The sequence below is a fragment of the Bythopirellula goksoeyrii genome, assembly GCF_008065115.1.
Classification (GTDB): domain Bacteria; phylum Planctomycetota; class Planctomycetia; order Pirellulales; family Lacipirellulaceae; genus Bythopirellula; species Bythopirellula goksoeyrii.
This window is the reverse complement of the sequence record NZ_CP042913.1, coordinates 4,658,231-4,678,654: the sequence shown is the minus strand read 5'-3', so window position 1 is coordinate 4,678,654 and position 20,424 is coordinate 4,658,231. Positions and strand designations below refer to the sequence as shown.

13 protein-coding genes are annotated in these 20,424 nt (G+C 52.3%); 4 read left to right on the top strand and 9 right to left on the bottom strand.

What is annotated here, in order from left to right; translation table 11 throughout:
- Positions 1 to 186: 186 nt before the first annotated feature.
- The 8 genes from Pr1d_RS18360 to Pr1d_RS18325 all read right to left on the bottom strand — a co-directional run bounded on the left by Pr1d_RS18360 (position 187) and on the right by Pr1d_RS18325 (position 10,327).
- Positions 187 to 2,049 (bottom strand): FecR domain-containing protein, encoded by a 1,863-nt coding sequence (locus Pr1d_RS18360; protein ID WP_148074892.1) that lies wholly within the window; start codon positions 2,047 to 2,049, stop codon positions 187 to 189.
- A complete protein-coding gene (locus Pr1d_RS18355; protein WP_168205340.1) occupies positions 2,046 to 2,621 on the bottom strand; it encodes a sigma-70 family RNA polymerase sigma factor in 576 nt (191 codons plus the stop codon). The genes Pr1d_RS18360 and Pr1d_RS18355 overlap by 4 nt, the downstream gene beginning before the upstream one ends.
- Positions 2,622 to 2,982: 361 nt before the next feature.
- The gene (locus Pr1d_RS18350) at positions 2,983 to 3,792 is read right to left on the bottom strand and encodes a hypothetical protein (RefSeq protein WP_148074890.1); all 810 of its coding nucleotides are present in this window, start codon (positions 3,790 to 3,792) and stop codon (positions 2,983 to 2,985) included.
- Positions 3,793 to 4,014: 222 nt separating this feature from the next.
- Positions 4,015 to 6,198: a glycoside hydrolase family 30 protein gene (locus tag Pr1d_RS18345; RefSeq protein WP_148074889.1), complete on the bottom strand. Its 2,184-nt coding sequence runs from the start codon at positions 6,196 to 6,198 to the stop codon at positions 4,015 to 4,017.
- A 97-nt stretch (positions 6,199 to 6,295) separates the two neighbouring features.
- The gene (locus Pr1d_RS18340) at positions 6,296 to 6,928 is read right to left on the bottom strand and encodes an EF-hand domain-containing protein (protein ID WP_148074888.1); all 633 of its coding nucleotides are present in this window, start codon (positions 6,926 to 6,928) and stop codon (positions 6,296 to 6,298) included.
- Between the two features lie 69 nt (positions 6,929 to 6,997).
- A complete protein-coding gene (locus tag Pr1d_RS18335; RefSeq protein ID WP_148074887.1) occupies positions 6,998 to 8,002 on the bottom strand; it encodes a DUF1559 family PulG-like putative transporter in 1,005 nt (334 codons plus the stop codon).
- A 42-nt stretch (positions 8,003 to 8,044) separates the two neighbouring features.
- Complete coding sequence (locus Pr1d_RS18330) at positions 8,045 to 9,439, bottom strand: hypothetical protein (RefSeq protein WP_148074886.1); 1,395 nt, start codon at positions 9,437 to 9,439, stop codon at positions 8,045 to 8,047.
- 210 nt (positions 9,440 to 9,649) lie between these two features.
- Entirely contained in the window at positions 9,650 to 10,327 is a 678-nt protein-coding gene (locus Pr1d_RS18325) for a PEP-CTERM sorting domain-containing protein (RefSeq protein ID WP_168205338.1), read from the bottom strand.
- Positions 10,328 to 10,914: 587 nt separating this feature from the next.
- On the opposite strand from Pr1d_RS18325, the gene Pr1d_RS18320 reads away from it, so the two are divergent.
- The 3 genes from Pr1d_RS18320 to Pr1d_RS18310 are packed head-to-tail and all read left to right on the top strand — an operon-like array spanning position 10,915 to position 15,982.
- Complete coding sequence (locus tag Pr1d_RS18320; RefSeq protein WP_148074884.1) at positions 10,915 to 11,472, top strand: sigma-70 family RNA polymerase sigma factor; 558 nt, start codon at positions 10,915 to 10,917, stop codon at positions 11,470 to 11,472.
- A 57-nt stretch (positions 11,473 to 11,529) separates the two neighbouring features.
- Entirely contained in the window at positions 11,530 to 13,962 is a 2,433-nt protein-coding gene (locus Pr1d_RS18315) for a FecR domain-containing protein (protein ID WP_148074883.1), read from the top strand.
- Entirely contained in the window at positions 13,955 to 15,982 is a 2,028-nt protein-coding gene (locus Pr1d_RS18310; RefSeq protein WP_210417768.1) for a glycoside hydrolase family 30 beta sandwich domain-containing protein, read from the top strand. Before Pr1d_RS18315 ends, Pr1d_RS18310 begins: the two co-directional genes overlap by 8 nt.
- A gap of 32 nt (positions 15,983 to 16,014) precedes the next feature.
- Here Pr1d_RS18310 and Pr1d_RS18305 read toward each other — a convergent pair whose 3' ends face one another.
- Positions 16,015 to 18,294, bottom strand: coding sequence for an amino acid permease (locus Pr1d_RS18305; protein ID WP_238476534.1), 2,280 nt, complete (start codon positions 18,292 to 18,294; stop codon positions 16,015 to 16,017).
- Between the two features lie 192 nt (positions 18,295 to 18,486).
- Between Pr1d_RS18305 and Pr1d_RS18300 the strand changes: the two genes are divergently transcribed.
- Positions 18,487 to 20,253, top strand: a complete 1,767-nt coding sequence (locus Pr1d_RS18300; protein WP_148074881.1) for a Na+/H+ antiporter NhaC family protein — start codon at positions 18,487 to 18,489, stop codon at positions 20,251 to 20,253.
- Positions 20,254 to 20,424: the final 171 nt, after the last annotated feature.

The following is a 20,424-nucleotide window of genomic DNA, read 5'->3' as shown; positions in this document are numbered from 1 at the left end:
TCCGGGGGTTCTCCCCAAAAAAAGAAAACAAACAACAAGAAAGCTGGGTAGCACGGCATGCTCAGTTTTCTGGTCAAGCCGAGAATACGTCACTTCACCGAAATAGATACACTCTTCCATTGTTCTCACAATCACTTCCAATGGCAACGAATTTTGTCACTCTCAAAAGGGAATCTACTTGAAAAGTTAGCGAATGTCTTGCATTAAGTTAACTGATAGGTAGCTAGAAAAAAGGGTCGCCAAACCCATGCGACCACAATTCTGCCCCGTCCACCGCGTTTGCACTCCAGGCTGCCGATGTTCTTGCTGTAACTGCACCATGCCCTGGCGTTGCAGCCCACGCTTGCCACCCCACCGTCCTGTGACAGCCAAGTAGTGGGTTCCGACGTGAATTTCGTCGATCTCGTGAATCTTACTGCCGTGGAAGCTGGCGATTCCGATGCGATCAAAGGCAAAGTTGCCATGCAGCTCCGCATCGACAATCGAGGCTTGTTCGTCCCGAAGCGACTCGGGGTTGCGATACACCTCCACGATGTCGTGGTTCTCGACGCCAAAAGTGATCTTAACTACGTAAAAGTTCGCCTCGGTGTCTTCGACGCCCAATGCTGGGAAATTGCCCGCCCCATATACGTTGTAGTTCGAGGTAGCTCCGTAGAGAGTATCCTCGGCACCATTGCCAATCGAGAGTACGCGGTTGACGTTGCCATCGGCACGATGCAGCTCAAGACCGTAAAACTCATCGTTGCTTGCGGAAAGTTCAGAGACACGCTGCAGGAAGCTGATATAAACATGGGTCCCATCACGCCCGATGAGGCGGACGCTGTCCTGATCTTCGACCAATCCGGCTGCATCGAACACACTGCCAATGGAAGTTGCTAACGTGCGGCGGATGCGGTTCTGCTGTGCCGTCTGCACCGCCCTATTGCCCAGCGGGACGATTCCCTTGGCTGTCAGGCTTCCAACGGCAACACCATTGGAGTCTGGCCCGGCCTTGCTATCAGCGGCGATACCAAACCAGGGTCCCGCCCAACCATAGCCGCCATTCTGGGCATCGAGTGGACCTGCGGGATAATCAAACCCCTCGTAGGCTAATAAGCCATCGCGTGGACCGGTGGTTGGTTCCAGGCTGCACACAAAGGCCGCCTTGTCAGCTGGGAATTCCGCCACGGTTGTGGAAACTGGATTCACGCGAGCTGCTTCTGAAGCATTGAGTTCCAACCGCCGAAGAGCCTTGCCCGTGGAGTCCAAAACATCGGCCCTTACCGCACCATTAAAAACATGCAACTCGGCAGCTCCGGATTGCCGGGCCATCAAGCCAAACTCGGTACCTGTATCGAAAATATCAAGGTTCCGCGTATGAACTCGAAATCCATGTGACTGGGCAGGAACGACTGCCGCCATGCGACCTTCTTCAAGTCGGACTTCGTGCGGTGCCTTCACCAAGAACCGGGCGGGGCTCTCTAGCAGTACGGTTGCGCCATCGAGAAAAGTTATTTCGGCCAATCCCTCCTGGAGCTCAAGTTCCTGACCAGCCACCAACTCTGAGCCATATCCGACAGGGTGAGTTTTCTCATGTCGCCACAAACTGTTTTGTGTTCCGGTAATCCGTGCAACTACTGGGGCAGTTTTACCTGCCGCAGTGCGGCCAGAATTTCCAAAATAGGAAAGGAGACCCAATGTCGCTGCGCTGGAAAACAGGGCAATCCCTGTTAGCGCCGCCGCCACTGCCCACGAAGGCGACTTTCGCCAGAAAGAAGCTACCGAACTATCAGGTAACTCCGACAAATCAGAATCGTCGGCATTCTCATCGTCCAGTTGCTCCATATCATCATGGCTCGCGCTGTCACGACGGGAATCATAACGGGCTAGGCTCCCGCCTTCGGCATCTAAGGATGCCTCCATTTCAAGATAGTCCAGATACAACGACCGTGCAGCGGCACTGTCGGCGAGTTGTTCCTGGAGCCACTGCTCATCGAGCGCAGTAATCTGGCCGTTGCACAGGTCGCCCAGTACTCGCATGAGTTTCTTTCTGTCAGAATCTGCGATCATCCCAGGCCTTCTGATACAAGCGTTCGGTTGATGCACTCTTGCAGCACCCGACGAATTCGATTGAGAGCCTTGTAAACGGTATTCTCGCTTCTCCCCAAGCGTTGAGCTGTCGCCTTAAAATTCACTTTGCGTTCTTCATAACACTGTTGGACCAAAGATCGGTCTGCTGCAGATAATTTCGATAAACATCCCCGCAACGCATCCCGCCGACAATCGAACAAGTCTGCTCGTCGCACACCCTCGGCTGCCAGTAAATCAAACGCAACTTCATTCACTTGGAACCCAGCGTGTTTCTTCTGTCGACGAAACTTGCGCACTTGATTGTGAGCGACTACCGCGACCCATTTTACGAAGTCGGAGCCAAGCTCAAACTGTTCATACTCCCGCCACAGTACGACGCAAACTTCCTGGAAAACGTCCTCAGCATGGGCCGAGTTTCCCAACAGGGTCACTAGGTAGGCGTACAACCACCGGTCGTGCTTGGCGAACAGCCTCGCAAATTCGTCTCGTTGATTGTCTTTCTCCAACGAATGATCCTCCACAAGTGCCCCTTCACAAGTGAACTCAAGCAAAAAAGCTGAAAAGTATCCTTCACTATTGTAAGTAAGGCGCGCAACCAAGAAATCTGGTATAGGAAACTTGGAAAAAACCAGTTTCCAGTTCGAGAATCGGAAGGGATCGGTGCGCAACCCTATGTAAGACAAGGAGTTATAGAAACACCCCCTTGTCGAAATTTCCAGCTTCTAAAAAACCAACTTGGGACGAAATACGCCCAGCACAAACAGCATCAGGCTCAGCCCCAGCGAAGACGGTTCAGGCACAGAAGTCGAAGCTGCGAGGCGAATTGGATTGAGCGTGGCATCATTCAGTTCCCTCGGGCTCAGAATAGGAGAGGAATCTACCGGGCGTCTCAAAGGCCTCAAACCTGAGCCTCTACGACACCAAACGCTTGCTCAGCTTTTTCTTGGCAAGTCCGAGTCCGAGCACACCGCACACCAAACCGCCAAATAGGAACGCGGAGGGTTCGGGGACGGCGGAGATGGTTAGATTGTCGAAATACTGGTCGCTGCTGCCACCGCCGTCGGTAAAGACTTGAATCTTGGCAATCGGATTGGCCGGATTAGTTACGCTGCCGCTCCAGCTACCAATGTTACTGCTGCCTCCCCAATCGGTGCCATCGCCCGCTGAAGCGGTAGCCGTGTAGGCACCTCCGGAACCGATGCTATAAGTCACGGTGAAAAAATCATTGGGATCATAAGTCTTGCCAGTTGACGAATAGGTTCCAGTATAGCTTCCCCCGTCGTTGCTGTAATCAAAGGCACCGCCGCCGACAAAGGAAAATTCTGTTTGCACTGCATTCGAAGAATCTAAGAGGCGTATACCGACGCGAGTTCCGGGATCGATATTTGTATTGTGGGCATAATCGAGCGACAGAGCCTGGGTCGGAAGTAGGGCTCCACCAGCAAAGGTATGCGTTGCCGTGCTTCCACCAAAACCGCCGTTATCGAAGATCACCCAAACACCGTTATTTCCGTCGTGATTCCCGGCAAAAAAGTTTCCGGCATCGCCTTGAGTCTCAGCGAATTCCCAAACATTTACTGAAGTAGTTCTATCAAACCCGTCAGGATCTGCGTCAGGCGCGGCCGTCGCCTCGTATGTAACGGCGAGCGAGGCCAATGATCTGTCAGCAGAGAAAAATGTGGCAGCCATAGCTAAGGCCATCAAGAGGAGTGTTTTTTTCATGGCATGAACATACAAAAGGTGAAAAAGAGTGGAGCCCTGGGTTGTAAGAGTGACATACTTGGATCGGACTCGTTCAGAGCCTACCCCTGGCAACATCTTATCCGCCGAACAGATGGTTTCTGAGCGGAAAAATCTGGGAAAATTCAAAAAAAATCCCTGAAAATTGGTCTCATAGTGGGCCTGGTGGAACCCGGGGGGCCTAAAATGTTATCCGACATTGAGTTAGGAAGCAGGGTGCCTAAGTCGCCCGACAATAGTGCCGCTGAGCCCTAATGCCATTAGGAGGCATAACCCCAGTGAGGTCGGCTCAGGCACGGCGCTCGCCGTTGCCGAGATTGGCAAAGATTCTCCATAGTGCATCTGCCAGTCTGCCAAGTTCCCGACGCTGGGAGTGCGTTGCCAGACCAGAAAATCGTTCCCGTCGACATCACCATCTTCGTCAAAATCGCCGGCTAAACTAGCGACCCGTTTGAGGCTGGCATCAAAGACAAAGAAGTTTTCTTGAAGACCAGTGGTCGAGATAGCGTTGTCGAACCAGATCACAGGGCGCACGTACTGCGTCCCTGCCGGTGAGGTTCCCATGATGCTGTAGACCCCGTCGTTAATTTCGTAGCCAGGCAGGATCAATTGAACGAACTCTTGGCCAACTATACTCGACTCGCCGGCGCCGTAGAACTGGAGGCCGAACTGCACATTGGCATTTGCATTGGCCTCAATACGCGTATCGGAGAGTTCGAATTTAAACTGTTCTCCAGGCTGGGCAGCGATCCCCGTCTGAAAAATGCTACCGTTGTGACCATTCTGATCTGCAAAGAAGCTCGCATGGCCCCCTTGGCCGGGGAAAAAAGCATGGAACCCAGTGTCGCCTGTAGAAGTCCAGCCGAAACCTCCCTGCTCAAACCCAGGGTTTACGAGCAGTTCGACTCCTGGATCGGGTGGATCGACGGGGCCTCCACCATCTGAAGGCCAGATGAAGGTGGCCACGGACTTTCCAGGAAGACTGTAGGAGACATATTGGTTGTTATCCACAATGCGAAACGACTGCGTCCCTCCTCCTGAATTGAATGCAATCAAGGCTCTCGATCCATCGGGGTTCTTAAAGGCGACCGTTTCGACGGCATTGTTGTAGGTCGGCGATCCGATTCGAACCGCCCCCGGCTTCACAAACTTGCTAGCATGGGCAATCGCGTAATACTCTTCATTTAAAGTCACATTGCCATTTCCATTGTTGATGGTCACTACTCCTCGACAGTTGGAGCAGCCCCCTTGATAAGGACCGCTATTCTCATCGAGGGCCAGATTCCAGTAGATCGACGACTGGCCCCAGTTACGCGTATTACCAACGATGAGGTTGTCCATGTGCCACATTAAATTGTCAGAAAAGTTAGTCGCCCAACCGCCGCCGCTTGCCTCGGTAAAGTGGATTTCTTTATCAGGGTGGGCATTGTGAACGGTCGTTTGTGCACTAACATCGCCGGCGTAGGAGTGGAATGCCGAGCCTGCGACATATTGCTTCAACTGAGGGTCATTGAGCGCATTGATCGCATAATCGGGTTCATCCCAGTTGTGGTCCCAGAGGAATATCTTTGTATTAATCCCCTCGGCGGCAAACTTTGGGCCAACATGGTTTTTAATCAGATCCGCCTGCTGGGCCCAAGACATGTAGGTTCCAGGATAATTATTCGGAATATGGTGGGGTTCGTTCTGCATTGAAACGGAGTCGATCGTCAATCCCTCGGCAGCATAGGCATCGATAAATTTTTCAAAGTACGTCGCGTAAGAACTGTAGTACTGAGGATTTAAAGTGCCTCCAATCAAGGATTTGTTTGATTTCATCCACGCCGGAGCTGACCAAGGGGAGGCCATAATGCTCAGGTCGGGATTGAGAGCCTTAGCCTGCTGGAGTTGCGGGATGATGTACTGCTGGTCGTGGGCGATCGAAAAATTGTCTTGAGGAATGTCCGTCTGGTTGATAGGGAGATCGTTGTAGGTGTAATGACCCGAGGCGGTGAAGTCCGAGGCCCCCATGGGAATGCGAAGATAACTCATGCCGATACCGTTGGTAGGCGAGAAGATTTGGTTCATGAAATTGTTGCGTTGTGTCGCATTCATCTTATTCTGGATGAGCCAGGCCGACGAATCGGTTAGTGCGGCACCAAAACCGTCAATAGTCTGGTAAGTGGTGTTCGGATTCACATTGACGATGAATCCCCCCGAGCCGGAACCTGGTTGGAAACTGAGAGCAGGTTGCTGGGCGAGCAATTGGCTCTTGTCTCCCTTGGTGAGCCAGACGTCAACTGCGGCAGAAGACGGACTGATTGCAGCCCAAAAATACGCTGCAAACACCATGGTCAATGGTCCTGCCTGGCGAAGTGCAAAAATGATGCTCTCGTTGCTAAGGTACATGCCAGTCTCAGTCTTGATAACGCGTTTAAATACTTATGATTCGTTCTGTTTCGATGACAAAAAAGTATTGAGCTCCTTCGGGCAATCGTGGATAGAGCTAGAGATCTAAGACTAAGGTATTCGAATTCCGGAGTGACACACTTTGACCTAAGATCGTGTTTGAATTGTACTTGGCCGGTAGATCGATTCTCGGATGTGTCACTTCAATCCGGTAAATCCCAGGATTAATGGCACGAATTGACTTGAGTGTTTCCGGAAGATCGTCTGGGCTGCAACTCAACTCTGCGCTCCCAGCGAAATCGCTCACTCCCGATGCGTTGGGAATCGTACCATCGAAGTACGGTTCGGCCACTAGTTGGATGTTGGCATCTTTGAGCGGTTTTCCCTTCCAGCGAACTTCGCAACGGAACGGAAGTAACCCTGCCTTCTCACGACGCCATTTAGTGAGGCGATCTACAATTTCCTCTGAAGAGAGCTGGTGATCGCCATTTTGATCAAAATCATCTAGCGATGCCAATAAACCGGGTGAGCCTTTCAGCTCGTCTTCTGAAAGAAAGCCATCCCCGTTGGAATCCAAATCTGACATTGCTTTCGCGGCCACACTTTCGGGATCGAAATCAGGCATCTTGACTCGAGCAGGGCCCCATTGGCACCCTAGTGGCAAAGAGAAGGAGACAATCGCCGTTAGAAGCAAACATCTGCGATAACGCATCATGGAGGATTCCAGCATGCAACGACTGTTTGCTCGATCCAGTTTCTTCTCTCGTCTCTGTATTCCGCTCGTCATCATCACTCCACTTCAATTGACAGCTTCAGTTTCTCCACTTGCGCGGCTACCCATTGCCTGATGGACACGAGGGTCGACGTCGAAAGGAAGAGCATGAATAGAACCGTCGCAATAGACTGCTTGAAATACCCCGGGATGGGAACTTCCGAAACGAAAATTTCGGGCATCAGGAAAGCCGGGTGTGTCTTGTAAGGGTTCTTTGAAAGCAGAGACCATGATATCAGAATCATAGCCGACATACATGCATTGGTCGTCGTTTTCAACCAATCCACTTTGATAGTGATCGGGGTCCAAATACCGTTCACCTCCGAAATACGTTCGGCTTGTACCATCTGATACTTGCCGCAATTCGACTGGATAACGCGGAATCACCACCCCGTTTGGTTCCCACTTGCCGTTGAAGAATGGACCCGCAGTCCAGCGGTCTTCATCTTTGGCTTCCTCGATAGTCTGTGGGAAGCCTTGGAATTCTCTGGGTCGGATTCCCAGTTCGGCGGTGTATCCGCCGCTAACGCAGGCTCCATAGTCGGAACGCGCAGCATTTTGCAACTGATCGGCATTAAATGGATCAGTCCACGGATCTTGCGTAGCTGGCAACGCCGAAGCAGAGCGGCGCGACGGACAAACGAAAGTGCCCAGAGGCACGGCCGCCATTTCCGTCAATCTACTTTGCTTGTTGCTGCCAGACATTCCCGCTGCCATCTGGCGAACATTTCCGGCTTCAACGTACTCCAGTAGGCTGAAGATCCAACCACCTGGTTGATTTTTGCCATAACCGAGATCGGGATCGCCCAGCCATTGATAATGCCAACCACCTGCGGGTAGCTCTTTATGGGTTTGCTCATAGTTCAGGAAACCCAGGCCAATTTGCTTGAGATTGTTCTGACACTGGGTCCGTCGTGCTGCTTCGCGCGCCGCCTGCACGGCAGGCAATAACAAGGCGACCAACACGCCGATAATCGCAATCACCACCAAGAGCTCGACAAGCGTAAAACCGTGTTTACGATCAGATTGCATCTTCTGTTCCCTCGTTCACTTTCTCCAATGGTTAACCATGATCTAACCGCGTCGCCTCAACACCATCGTGATTATTCCTGCCATCAAGCCGATTGACAGCGTGGTTGGTTCAGGCACAGTAACTGCACCCACCACTGGAGGCCCCCCTCCTCCGTATTGAGTTTGCCAGATGGATAAATCCACTCCATCAACGGTTCCACTATTGTTGGCGTCGCCTTGGGACGGTAAATTCCCGATGCCAAAACCACGTTGCCACGTCAAGAAATCTTTTCCATCGACGTCGCCATCGCCATCGAAATCTGCGTCCTCAGTTGATGCTGTCACCTCAACCAGCGATGCATCAAAGATGAAGACGCCTTCATCGGTCGTTGCAGTTGAGAGCACATTGTCATAGGAGACTACAGGTCGCACATAAACGGTTCCAGCAGGAGCGGTCCCACTCATCACGAATACGTTGCTATCGACCATACCCGTATTGGTATCAATGGTTTCAATGGTTTCACTTATCTTCGTGAAATCATCATCGCCATAGAACTCCAAACCGAATTTGAGAGTGGCATCGAAATTGCTCTCAATGCGTACGTCGTTCAAACTGAATTGGTAGGTATTGCCCGCAGTACCCAGAATTGACTGCTGGTAGATGCTACCTTCATTGCCCGGCAAATCTGCATACAGGCTGGCATGGCCATTTGCGGGTCCCACTCCGGCGAAAAAGTTATCAAATCCAGCAGCACCGAAGCTCCCCCAGTAGTCGCCAAAATTTTCTACGACATCATCGTCTTCATCCTCAAACCCTGGGTTTTTCAGCAACTCACCACCGGCAGCCGGCACTTCTGAAAAAAACGAGTTGAATACGAAGGAATTGGCTTGTTGAGTTGTGCCACCAACATAGGCGCTATTAACGTTGCTGAATTCAGCTATGGGGCGGGCAAAAGCAGCGCTCGCAGGTGCTACGGCCTGCATGCTAAACACTGCCCCGTTAACACCTCCTCCTGTATCGACGTTCGGCAGTGCCAGTCGAGCTGCGGTATCAACAGGGACCTTCGTCGCTCCCAGAAAGGAGATTCCGTCTGCGGCATAGAATTCAACCCCAAATGTCAGGTCAGCATCCCAATTCGCTTCGATGCGAGTGTTGATCAGATCGAATTGATACGCTTTTCCTGGCGTGGCAGCGATACCTTCCTGCCAAAAACTACCGGTATTGAACGCATCATCGGCGAAGATGCTGGCGTGGGGATTCCCCGGACCAAAGAACTGGTTAAAGCTAGTTGCTCCGAATTGACTCCAACCGTCACCGTAGTCCGTGCCCGGTGCGCCTCCCCCCCCCGGCACCAGATCGAAGAACCCGGGATTGGTAAGTAAATTCGTAACCGCCTGGGCCGTGTCAGAGACGACGAAAACGAAGCAAACCGCTAAACAGCTAATAATACATTTCATTATTTGATCCTCAGTAATAGTTCAACTTTGTTGTTGATCGTCCCGGTTCACAATCGGTCTCTCATAACACAAGCCTGACAAACAAACGCCTTAGAATCCGAAACTCTTCGGTGACTCTACAAAAACGGTTGGCGGCCCATTGGGCGAGCCGCCAACCAGCATTTCTTTTGCCTTTCGCGGATATTCCCGCGAAAGGTCTCTAGCTATCCCTTACCGATCCCTGCGACGCGACCCACACAGCAGGGCAACACTAGCCAAACCGGCAAGCGCTAACGAAGCTGGCTCGGGAACGACCGTTAGCGAGGCGTTATCAAACCAAGCCGAACCGGTTCCATTCGGATTCGCAAACTCGACCTTCGCCTGCGTTGTTCCGGCAGGTGCAGTGGCCGAAAGGCTCCAGGGCTGATAGACAACGCCTACGTCATAAATGTCTGGATCATGGATGCTGTCGGTAGTCTTGATCACGGTTGACGCCAGTTCAGCGTCAGCAGCATCCAAGAAAAACAATCGGACTTCTCCAGTAGGAAGCCACCACGCTTGCGCCCCGGCATCCACTGAAAGCTGATACTCGGTTCCCGCCGTGGCCGCTACGATCTGATAGACTCCCCCGCCAGCGTTCTCGAAGCCGCCGAGAGACATCTGATAGGAGCCATCGTAGTTCCCCGTATTATCCTGGCCATTATCCACCAGCATTGGGAATTCATGATTGGCCCATCCGCCACCGAACGTCCAGAGATTCCAAGAGTCTGGAGGAGCAGTGCTGTTGGGTGAATTAAAATCTCCATTCGAAAGGAGGTTGGCATTCGCAACGCCACCCATGAGACTGACAGCCGACAAGACTACCACCATCTTCTTCAATTGTTTGCAGACAAAGATTACCGAACTCATTAGTCGTCCCCACATTTACAAGTAACAAGTAAAAAACTCAAAAGTAGCTATCATAATTTATCGCGGCGCAACTCCGCCTGATAAGTCAACTCCTCCAACACCAGGCCACCATCCTCTCGAACTCCACCTCACCGCTAGAGGATTTCCTAACCAAGATTCCACTGCCCCATAATTCGGAATCTAATCATTGGCAGCAGGCACAATTGAGCAGAAAACCTGGCAATCAAGAACCTACGAATTTGATAAGACGGACGCCTTTTTCAATTACAAATACGTTGGCGCGGCAAAATCTGAACCGAAATATATTAGAAAACCTAGGATATGCCTAAACTGTTGCAATGACTAGGGTTAGATTGAAGTGGCAGCGACGCTGAAGGCCCGAAGTCCCCTGCCGGGTGGAAGTGTCGGCACGCCAAAAGGTACAGTTCGGCCATAAATTTTCATCCACGAAAACAGATTGAGCAATTTTTCGACTCACTTCTGAGCCGCTTCGCGTATTAGATATATAAGGCAGAAGACCGCAAGCTGCTTGCTCGGTCGTCGTGTTGAAATCGAACAGGGCTTGCTATGCGGATGTGAGGAGGAAAATGGAAAACTCTGACACTTCGCCAGAATTACCTGAATCCATGAGCTCAGAGCGAATGGCGGAGTTCGTCGATTTGTACTCCCAGTACTACCCCCGACTCCAATATTACCTGATGGCCCTCTTGCCTACGTCGAACGACGCAGCCGACGTACTGCAAGAGACAAGCCTCGTGCTGTGGAAAAAGTTTGGTTCGTTTGAGACCGGCACAAATTTCCTGGCTTGGGCATGTAAAATCGCCCGCTTGCAGGCACTAAAACACTATGAACGCTCAAGCCGGGCCGCCAAGCTGTTTGACACCAGCGTGATGGAAAAACTAGCGGTGGATGCGATGGATTCGGCGGAGAGTACGACAATACCTTTGGAAGTGCTGGAAAAGTGTATGGATAGACTTTCGTACTTCGATCAAACGTTGATTCGTCGGCGCTACGAACCCAATAGCAGCGTAAATATGCTTGCTAAGGAGATAGGACGTTCTGCGAACTCGCTGTCGAAGTCATTAGGTAGAATTCGACGCGCGTTGCTCGCTTGTATTGAACGAACAATCCCACAAGAGTGGTAGTATGCGCACGGTTGTAGAGATCCGAGATTTAACAATGCAACAGTAACAGAAAATTTCGTGCTAGACTCCCCTGACAACACGAACTCAATCGAGATTGACCAATCGACGGTGCGCGAACTGCATGACCTCTGTACGCGCTTGTACGATCAAGTGATCTCTGAAAAAGAGCTCAAGCGCTTCAACGACTTGCTCGATTCTCGGCGGTCGGCGCGGAGCTTCTATCTGCGCTACGTGTCGCTCCACAGCATGTTATTGACGAGCGCTGGCAAGCAAGAACGTATCGAAGCGGAAGCACTCAGCCGCCACGTTGCAGTGTCCGCGCAGACGGACCAACCAGAATTCCCTGTTTTCCTTGCGAGGAAACAAGGTTCTGGAGTTGCGGCGGATAGGTTTGAATCCCGAAAGTCGGCATCGTTTCTTTGGTTAGCAATCGTGGCTTCCTTGCTGGTTGCCATTACGGCTGTGGTCTGGACCGTCCGCAGTTCACACCAGATAGACTCCGTTGCGAAGAACAAGCACGATTCTCCGTCACTTAGAAAAGAGGGGCTTGCTGAGCAGACGACTCCGGTGGCCCGTTTGAGCTACGTCTCACCTGCGATCCACTGGCAGGGAGACATGACTATCGAGCAGGGTTCGGCAGTTTCTAGTGGGAGCCGACTCTGCCTGACGGAAGGGGATATCGAACTGACCTATAGTAGCGGATCGAAACTGCTATTGATCGGCCCAGCCGATTTTCATGTGGATGCAACCGGAGGCAAGCTTTGTCGGGGAGGGTTAGTCGCGGCGATCACGGAAGGTGGCCATGGATTTACCGTCAACACTCCCAACGGAAAAGTCGTCGATCTTGGCACAGAGTTTGGCGTCGTTGTGGATGACTTTGGCGTATCCGAGGTGAGTGTCTTCCAGGGCAAGGTCGAAGCCTTCCCGCAGGGGAGCGGCAGCAAGCAGGAGAAGTACGAACTCACCAAGGGGCGTGGATTGCAGTGGGATCAGGACAAGCTTGTACCACTTGATTCGGATCTTAGGCGATTCGCCTCCTCGGTTTTGGATCGCTCTAGGCAAGGTACACAGTCACCTGGTCAAGAGGCGTTGGTTGACCGATTCCGCAAGTCTAGGCTCGATCCCGAGCGGTGGAAATCGCTGGGCGATGTCGTTCCTTCCGATTCCGGCCTGCAAATGCTAGGCAGTGCTGCAGGCAACTCACGACCTTATTTGATTGCTGCGAATCAGTTGGATCCTGCTCAAGGATCGATCACCATTACTTGCGATTTTCGTTTCAGCGATCTTGATCCCGGGGACAAACCTTCTTTTGCGATCTTGACTCGCAGTGAAGACCAGCGAGGGTCGGCACCAGAGCCGTGGGCAAATACACTCGCATCGTGTGTTCGTAGTAGCTTTGGGTTTGTTGCCGATTCAGGAGATGACTTGCTGCAAACTGGCGTCAAGCTGGAGAGTGATCGCGAATTGAGCGGGGTTTCGTGGAGCAGTTTCTTGAAGCCAATGCCTGACACTCCCTATCGAGTTGTCATGCGTGATGATGGGGTCAATGTGTCGTTCACGGTCTCACTTCGCGATGATTCATCCACCGCCCGCACGGTAACTTGCCGGTCCTTGTTTAGAGGAATGGCTAATTATATCGCTCTCGAAGGTTCAAGTACTGGTACGACATTGATCGAACATGTGGAGATCTCTCAGGACCGTTCGACCTCTCCACTTACCAGCTACGCCGACTTCTCATCGCTGATTCTCGATGGTGGTGAGCAACGCAGATTGGAACTGCAGTTGCTCGCTGAGTTGGCTCCTGCGGATGCCACTTTGGTGTTGCGAGATGATTTTGCTTCGCGTGACCTTGACATGAACTCCTGGAGTTCGCTGGGCGATGTTGTTGTCAGCTCGGGTGGCCTTCAGATTGGGTTGCCGAACGCAGCATCCCACATTGACACATGGAAGCCACGGCCCTATCTGCTGACACGCAAACCACTCGATCCGACAGCGGGCACGCTAACGATCCTTGGCAAGATTACCTTCTCTGAGAATTTCCTCGCCGGCTATGGGGCTTCTTTTGCTGTTATGACCCGCGCCGACAACCAACTTGGCCGTGGCCCGGGTTGGGAGAACTCTGTCTTGCGGCGTGGTGTTCGCGCAAATTTCTGGCCCGCTGCGTGGGATACAGAACATGGTCTGGAAATCCATGAAAAGCCTGATGTTAATACCATCAGGCTCCTAGCCACCCAAGGATTTCCAGTGGATCCTCAGACGCGTTCCTACTTATTTCGAGTCATCGACGACGGCGATTCGATCATCATGACAGTTTATGACCCGAGTCGAACAGATACTTCCGAGACGATAGCGTCCTTAGCTAGTTCAAGCCTTCGTGAAGGATTCATTGGTTTTGAGAGCTCATGGGGATCACCCGTCATGCTCGATGACGTGCGAGTCTATCAATCCCCGCGGAGCGCCCAGAATGTGTCCACGACAGACGATGAATAAAAGCTACTACGTTGTCTTGCCACTTCCGGCCAAAAACCAATCAGCCACCCAGCACGTGGCGATCTCGGTGTTTTTCATCGCAGCCTTGTCTTTCTTGAGTGTTGGGATATCGGCTGCCAGTGATTCGGTTTCCCCTGTGTCTAATGACGAGGCCGCGCTCACGACCCGATTACTCAATGGCTACACCGCAGAGATAATGGGGCCACCAATTAGATCAAGCCGGGGCTACTTGCGTCACTGGCACAACGTCGATAGCGTTGCCTGCTGGAAAATCTACGTGAGCGAGGCCTGCAGTGTGGAAGTCGAAATAGACGGAGCGGTTGACGAGTCCTGTGCGGGAAGTTCCTTCAAGCTTGAAATCGGTGACAAATCTCTAGAGGGTATCTTGTCAGATACCAGTGGTTGGGAGGAGTATCAAACATTTTCGCTGGGAACTCTCGAAGTCGACGCAGGCGAACATACGGTGCGACTTCAGCCAACTAACTTGCCCAACGGTGTTTTTGGCAACGTGCGGGCAGTGCGTCTCACGGGTGCTCACCTGGAACAACCCTCCACGGATGAGCCGGTTGACATTTCAGGACCGATCAAGATGTATGCGACTGCTCGATATGATGGTAGTCGTCTCAGCCAACAAGACAGTTTGAACTTCATCCCGGAAACTTCGGAGGACGCAACGACCATCGTCGTTGATGTAGAAAAGCGGTTTCAAACCATCGAGGGTTTTGGTGGTGCATTTACCGAGGCTGCTGGCATCGTATTTGACTCTCTTAGTCCGGCTTGCCAGCGTGAAGTCCTTCAAGCTTATTTCGATGCAGATTTGGGACATGGCTTCCGCCTATGTCGAACTCACATCAACAGTTGTGATTTTTCTCTGGGGAGCTACGCTTACGACGAAGTGGAGGGCGACACCGAGTTGAATCATTTCAGTATTGACCATGATCGAGAGCATTTAATACCTCTCATTCATGCCGCACAGCAAGAAGCAGCGGATGATACCATCAAAGTACTTGCTTCGCCCTGGAGCCCCCCCGCCTGGATGAAAACTAATGGCAAGATGACCGGCGGTGGTAAGCTCAAACCAGAATATCGAGAGGCCTGGGCACGCTACTACTGCAAGTACATTGAGGAGTACGCCAAGGAAAACATCGACATTTGGGGTCTCACCGTTCAGAACGAGCCGGAAGCGACTCAGCGTTGGGAGTCTTGCCTCTACACAGCCGAAGAAGAACGCGATTTTGTTCGCGACCACCTTGGCCCCGCCTTGCACAATCACGATTTAGCTGACGTCCGCCTGATTGTGTGGGATCACAACCGCGATCGCCTCTTCGACCGATCCAAGACCGTTTTCGATGATCCGGAGGCAGCCAAGTACGTTTGGGGAGCGGGATTTCATTGGTATGTGACCGATGACTTCAACCATGTGCAGATGGTCAATGACTTTTACCCTGACAAAAAACTCCTCTTTACCGAAGGTTGTCTCGAACATGGGCCGCACATTGGCGATTGGTCGGGTGGCGAAAAATATGGCCGTTCGATCGTGAATGATCTCAATCATGGGGCAGTCGGCTGGATCGACTGGAATTTACTCCTTGATATCAACGGTGGTCCGAACCATGTGGAGAACTTTTGCAGTGCCCCCATACTGGCCGACGTCGAACACGACCGTTTGATCTACAATAATTCCTACTACTATCTCGGGCATTTCGCACGTTTCATCCGCCCCGGCGCCAAACGTATTCTATGCGGCAATACGGGCGAAGAACTCCTCTCGACAGCATTCTTGAACACTGATGGAAGTCTCGCAGTCGTAGTGCTGAATCTCCAAGAATACCCAATCCCGTTCGCGCTAGATTTGGGCGATCGACAAACCGAAGCAATGAGCCCTGAACATTCGATTTGCACGCTCATAATAGACCAGGACTCTACATCACTGGCAACAGCTAGAGCCAGTCGAATCGCTCCGGTTGGTTCCAGTAATTCCATCGGCGGAGGTCGCTCTAGTTCTGAGACAGCACATTAGAAGCGTCCGTTTCACTTTAGGGGGTTCGTTTCCTACGATTCCAACTCCATCCCTCCGGCGCTATCCACAAAAAGCACTCGGGGTAGCGCTCCGATCAGAGATTCCATGCGTTGATAAAAATCGGCCTCCTCACCTTCTGCGGGGGATTCGAATCCCAGCAGTACGACGGCCGCATTTTGTGAGGTCACTTGAATCGCCAGAGGAACATTTTCTGCGACTAGCACGATGGGTTCCACGCGGATGCGTGATATGGCTGCTAGCTGCACGATGTGCTCACGAACTTCTTCGACGGCTTCTTCGCTGGGAACAATCCGGATGACGCGGATGGAGTTGTGCCGCCAGTCAGGATTCTGATGCAGCATGTGCGCAAGCAGCATCATCAATGCACCATTCTTTTTTCCCCGCCACCAGACATCGATCGTTCCATTGGGAATTTCCCAGGCCTCGGCAAGCATCGCTTCGCGGTCCTCAGTAGCATATTGGCCATCGGAGATTTCCTCGTCCAATAGCAGCCGCGCACAGATCATGCTGCGGTTCAATCTAGCGACCAAACGCAATGTTGCGCCGAACGCTTCAGACTTGGATTCAGTCTTCGGCCAGCCGATTAGAACAGTATTGGGCTTCAATCCTCCAAGGCCATGGCACTGGACGAGCGATTCGATGCCGTCGGATAGATAGGCGTCAACAACTACAGCCGAGAACGCTTGGAGTTCCTCTTTCTCGATAAATTTGCGCAAAGAGCGTTCGTAGCTGTCTCGCCGTTCGGCGTGCTTCTCCACGTCACCACAAATGACCTGAGCCAAGGTTAGAACTCCGTGACCCGATGTGAGCCATTGTCCGTAGATGGCCAAATGGGGTCGGTGCCAGGCACTACTGGACAGCGCCAACACCACAGGTCGCCAATTCTTAGGATGGTAGGCAGTGTCTTCGAGTCTCAATAGTGCCCGACGAGCTCGCTCGAAGGCAACACCCCCTTGGAGATCACCCCAACGCGCCTCGATCTCACGATATTGAATCGAGCCATAAATGGCGGCCATTGCAACGATTGAACCCAACGCCACAGGCCAATTGATAAGAAGCATGACCCCCAGGCAACCCAAGGCTCCCAAAAAAGAAAGCGACCAGTGGCAATACCGAAACGTTGGTCGATAGCTGGGATTCTTGGTAACCGCTTCGTAAAAAGTTGCCAGATTCAGTAAACCGTATGTAATCATGAAGAACATGGTGATGATTGGAGCTATCGCATCAAGATCACCTAAGAGTACGCAGCACTGGGCAATGATAAACGTCAGCACGGTAGCGCGCCGTGGTTCGTGAGACTTCCCGCTCGCGGTCCCGAAAAAATTCAGCCATGAGAATATTTCATCCCGTGCGAAGGCTTGCATGATGCGCGGGGCACCCATCATCGATCCTAATGCACTTGAAAGCGTTGCAGCAAAAACACCCGCAGTAATCAGCACGGGCCATCGCGATACTTCACGAACGATCAAGTTATTGGTAATCAGTTCTTCGTGCGTGCTCACGCCGGCGAGTAAGAACGCCATGGAAAGATAGACTACTGCCGTGACGGCCACCGCAGCCAAAGTGCCTCGTGGGATCGAGTGGGCCGGGTTCTTGAGATCACCCGACATGTTGGCCCCTGCCATGATGCCAGTCACAGCTGGGAAGAAGAGGGCAAAGACAGAAAAGAAATTCTCCCCCTCGGTGTAGTGAGGTAAGAGGTTCGTCTTAAACTCGCTCATCGAAAAGTTGCCTACCGTCCCCACGTAGAACGAAGCCAATGCGGCTCCCAGCACTGCGAGAATTGCGTACTGCACTTTGATTGTCCATCCCGCACCAATATAGACGCAGACAAATGTAACAATGTTGACAAACGTAGCTATGGCCAGTGTGTCGTCAGCCAATGATGGAAATGTACTGGCCAGGGCCTCGGTAAACCCGATGACATACATGGCCACAGAGATAGCCTGGGCGAGAAAGAACACGATGCCGATGGCTCCGCCGAATTCGACTCCTAGGCTACGACTGATAATATAGTAGGCCCCTCCACCCCGGACCCGCGTATTCGACGCGATCGCCGATAGTGAGAGACTCGTGAGAGTCGTGATGACCTTCGAAGCTAAGACAATGACGATCGCGCTATAGAATCCCGCTTGTCCCACCACTTGGCCGAACCGCAGAAACATGATGACGCCCAGGATCGTGAGCGTGCAGGGGGTAAAAACGCCTCCAAATGCCCCAAACTTCTTCTCGTTATTATCGATACCCGAATCCTCTGCCGCCATGATCACTTCCTTGAGAACGAGTAACACCGCTCTTGAGCTACGCAGATCGTAGCGATTATTACCATTTCGGTACAATACACTTCGGAAAAAAGGTTTTAGAGTCCTTACCGGAGGCCACAGAAGCGAAGTCTGCTGGTAGTGGTCTTCCGAGTTTTGGGATAAGCACTAAGATAGTGAGCAGTCTGTTTTCAATCGAATCAAGAAGCCTGAGAACCGTCGATGATGTCCTGGGGAGCAAGTCAATTCAAGAGCCCAGCGCTATGGGTTTTCCTCACAGCGTTTGTCGCTGCCATCATCGTTGGCGTCCGCACGCCACCAACTTGGACGGTCGAACAAACCCCTCTGACGGTCGAGACTGACGACCTCGGTAGCCAGTTTGTCGTACTCGGTGGTGAACAGGTTGACGTTGATACGGCTATTCCATTGGCTGATTCGCCGCTAACTGTTGACAAGTTGTCGGCCTTGCATAGAGAAGGAGGCATGCCGAAGTCGGTCGAGCAATTCGTCTATGAACAACCTCAAGCTGGGGGAGATCAGGGGAAACAATACTTTCAGCAGTTTGCCTATCGGCATTGGGGATTCTGGTCCTTTTTACCGGCTCTCACGGCAATCGTTCTTTGCTGGATGACCAAGGAGCCGATCTCTGCGCTGTTGGCAGGAATCGTCGTCGGCGCCATGTTGATCGGCGAGTTCAATGTCTTAGGTGGTGTGCTCATTCCATCCATCGGAACGAAAACGGCTGCCACGATTCTTGTGTTGTATCTGTGGCTGCTGGGAGGTTTGATGGGGGTCTGGGCTAAGACTGGTGCTTCAGAAGCCTTTGCGGACTACATGGCAGCCCACTTTGTTCGTGGACCGCGCTCCGCCAAACTTGTGGCTTGGATGCTCGGCGTGATCTTCTTTCAGGGAGGTTCGATCAGCGCCGTATTGGTTGGCACGACCGTCCGGCCGCTTGCCGATGAAGAAAACGTTTCGCATGAAGAACTATCGCTCATCGTCGATGCCACCTCGTCGCCGATTGCAATCCTGTTAGCCTTCAATGCCTGGCCGATCTACGTGCAGGCGTTCATGGGAGTGATAGGAGTTTCGTATCTAGCAACCGAGACAGATCGCGTAGCTTTTTTCTTCCGAGCGATTCCTCTGAGCTTCTACGCGATTTTCTCAGTTCTCTTTACTTTACTAATCGCACTGGATAAGCATCCTTTGCTTCCCAAGAAACTCAAAGCCGCTCGTCAAAGAGCAAGAGAAACCGGCCAACTCAATGCCCCGACTGCCGAGCCTCTCGCCGGCGACGATCCAGGATACAAATTTGTTCCGGCAGGATATGCCCCCAATATTCTGGATTTCGTATTGCCCCTGATCACTCTGCTCACGGTCGCGGTGGGAACGTACTATCTCTACGGTTCTCCCGAAGTATTGTGGGCCTTTGGCACCGCGCTCGTGTTGGCGGCAATCATGGCTTGGCTGAAAGGAATGAACCTCCGCCAAATCATCACGGCCATTCTGGACGGGCAGAAAGGGGTCATTCTTGGCAGCGTGATCTTGCTACTGGCGATTACTATCGGGCAACTTTCGCAGGATGTCGGCGGCGGGCGCTATCTGGTTTCCCTGTTGGGTGCCCTTCAGTGGCATTGGTTGCTGCCAGGCACGGCATTTTTGATCGCCGTAGTGATTGCCTTTTCCACCGGCACCAGTTGGGCGACCTTCGCCGTAACTCTCCCATTGGTACTTCCCTTGGCCCATGCTGTGGCCATCAATCAGAACCTTGCCCATCCAGAACTTTTCATGTCGATCTGTTTTGCTGCCTGCCTCAACGGCGGGGTCTTTGGCGACCAATGCTCGCCCATCTCCGACACCACGATTTTGAGTTCGATGTGTACAGGTGCCGATTTGATGGATCATGTTACCACCCAAATCCCCGTCGCCATGCAAGCCGCCTTCCTGGCGCTCGTGGGTTGGACAGCGATCGCCTATTTCGGGGTGTGACTGGATTTCTCTCCTCCGTCACCGAAGGCGATGACTGAACTTACCGCAACCGTGGCATTCCAGATGCGGCGATTAGGGAAGAACTTGTGAATCCCCAAGCCCTCCTCTGGGAAATACTCCCTCGCGCGGGTAAAAATAGACCAAGTTCGATCTGTCACTTCGCAAGGGAAT

Coding starts and splice junctions, on each gene's coding strand:
- Pr1d_RS18360 (WP_148074892.1), bottom strand. CDS start 2,049: ATGATCGCAGATTCTGACAGAAAGAAACTCATGCGAGTACTGGGCGAC.
- Pr1d_RS18350 (WP_148074890.1), bottom strand. CDS start 3,792: ATGAAAAAAACACTCCTCTTGATGGCCTTAGCTATGGCTGCCACATTT.
- Pr1d_RS18345 (WP_148074889.1), bottom strand. CDS start 6,198: ATGTACCTTAGCAACGAGAGCATCATTTTTGCACTTCGCCAGGCAGGA.
- Pr1d_RS18340 (WP_148074888.1), bottom strand. CDS start 6,928: ATGCTGGAATCCTCCATGATGCGTTATCGCAGATGTTTGCTTCTAACG.
- Pr1d_RS18335 (WP_148074887.1), bottom strand. CDS start 8,002: ATGCAATCTGATCGTAAACACGGTTTTACGCTTGTCGAGCTCTTGGTG.
- Pr1d_RS18330 (WP_148074886.1), bottom strand. CDS start 9,439: ATGAAATGTATTATTAGCTGTTTAGCGGTTTGCTTCGTTTTCGTCGTC.
- Pr1d_RS18325 (WP_168205338.1), bottom strand. CDS start 10,327: ATGAGTTCGGTAATCTTTGTCTGCAAACAATTGAAGAAGATGGTGGTA.
- Pr1d_RS18320 (WP_148074884.1), top strand. CDS start 10,915: ATGGAAAACTCTGACACTTCGCCAGAATTACCTGAATCCATGAGCTCA.
- Pr1d_RS18310 (WP_210417768.1), top strand. CDS start 13,955: ATGAATAAAAGCTACTACGTTGTCTTGCCACTTCCGGCCAAAAACCAA.
- Pr1d_RS18300 (WP_148074881.1), top strand. CDS start 18,487: ATGATGTCCTGGGGAGCAAGTCAATTCAAGAGCCCAGCGCTATGGGTT.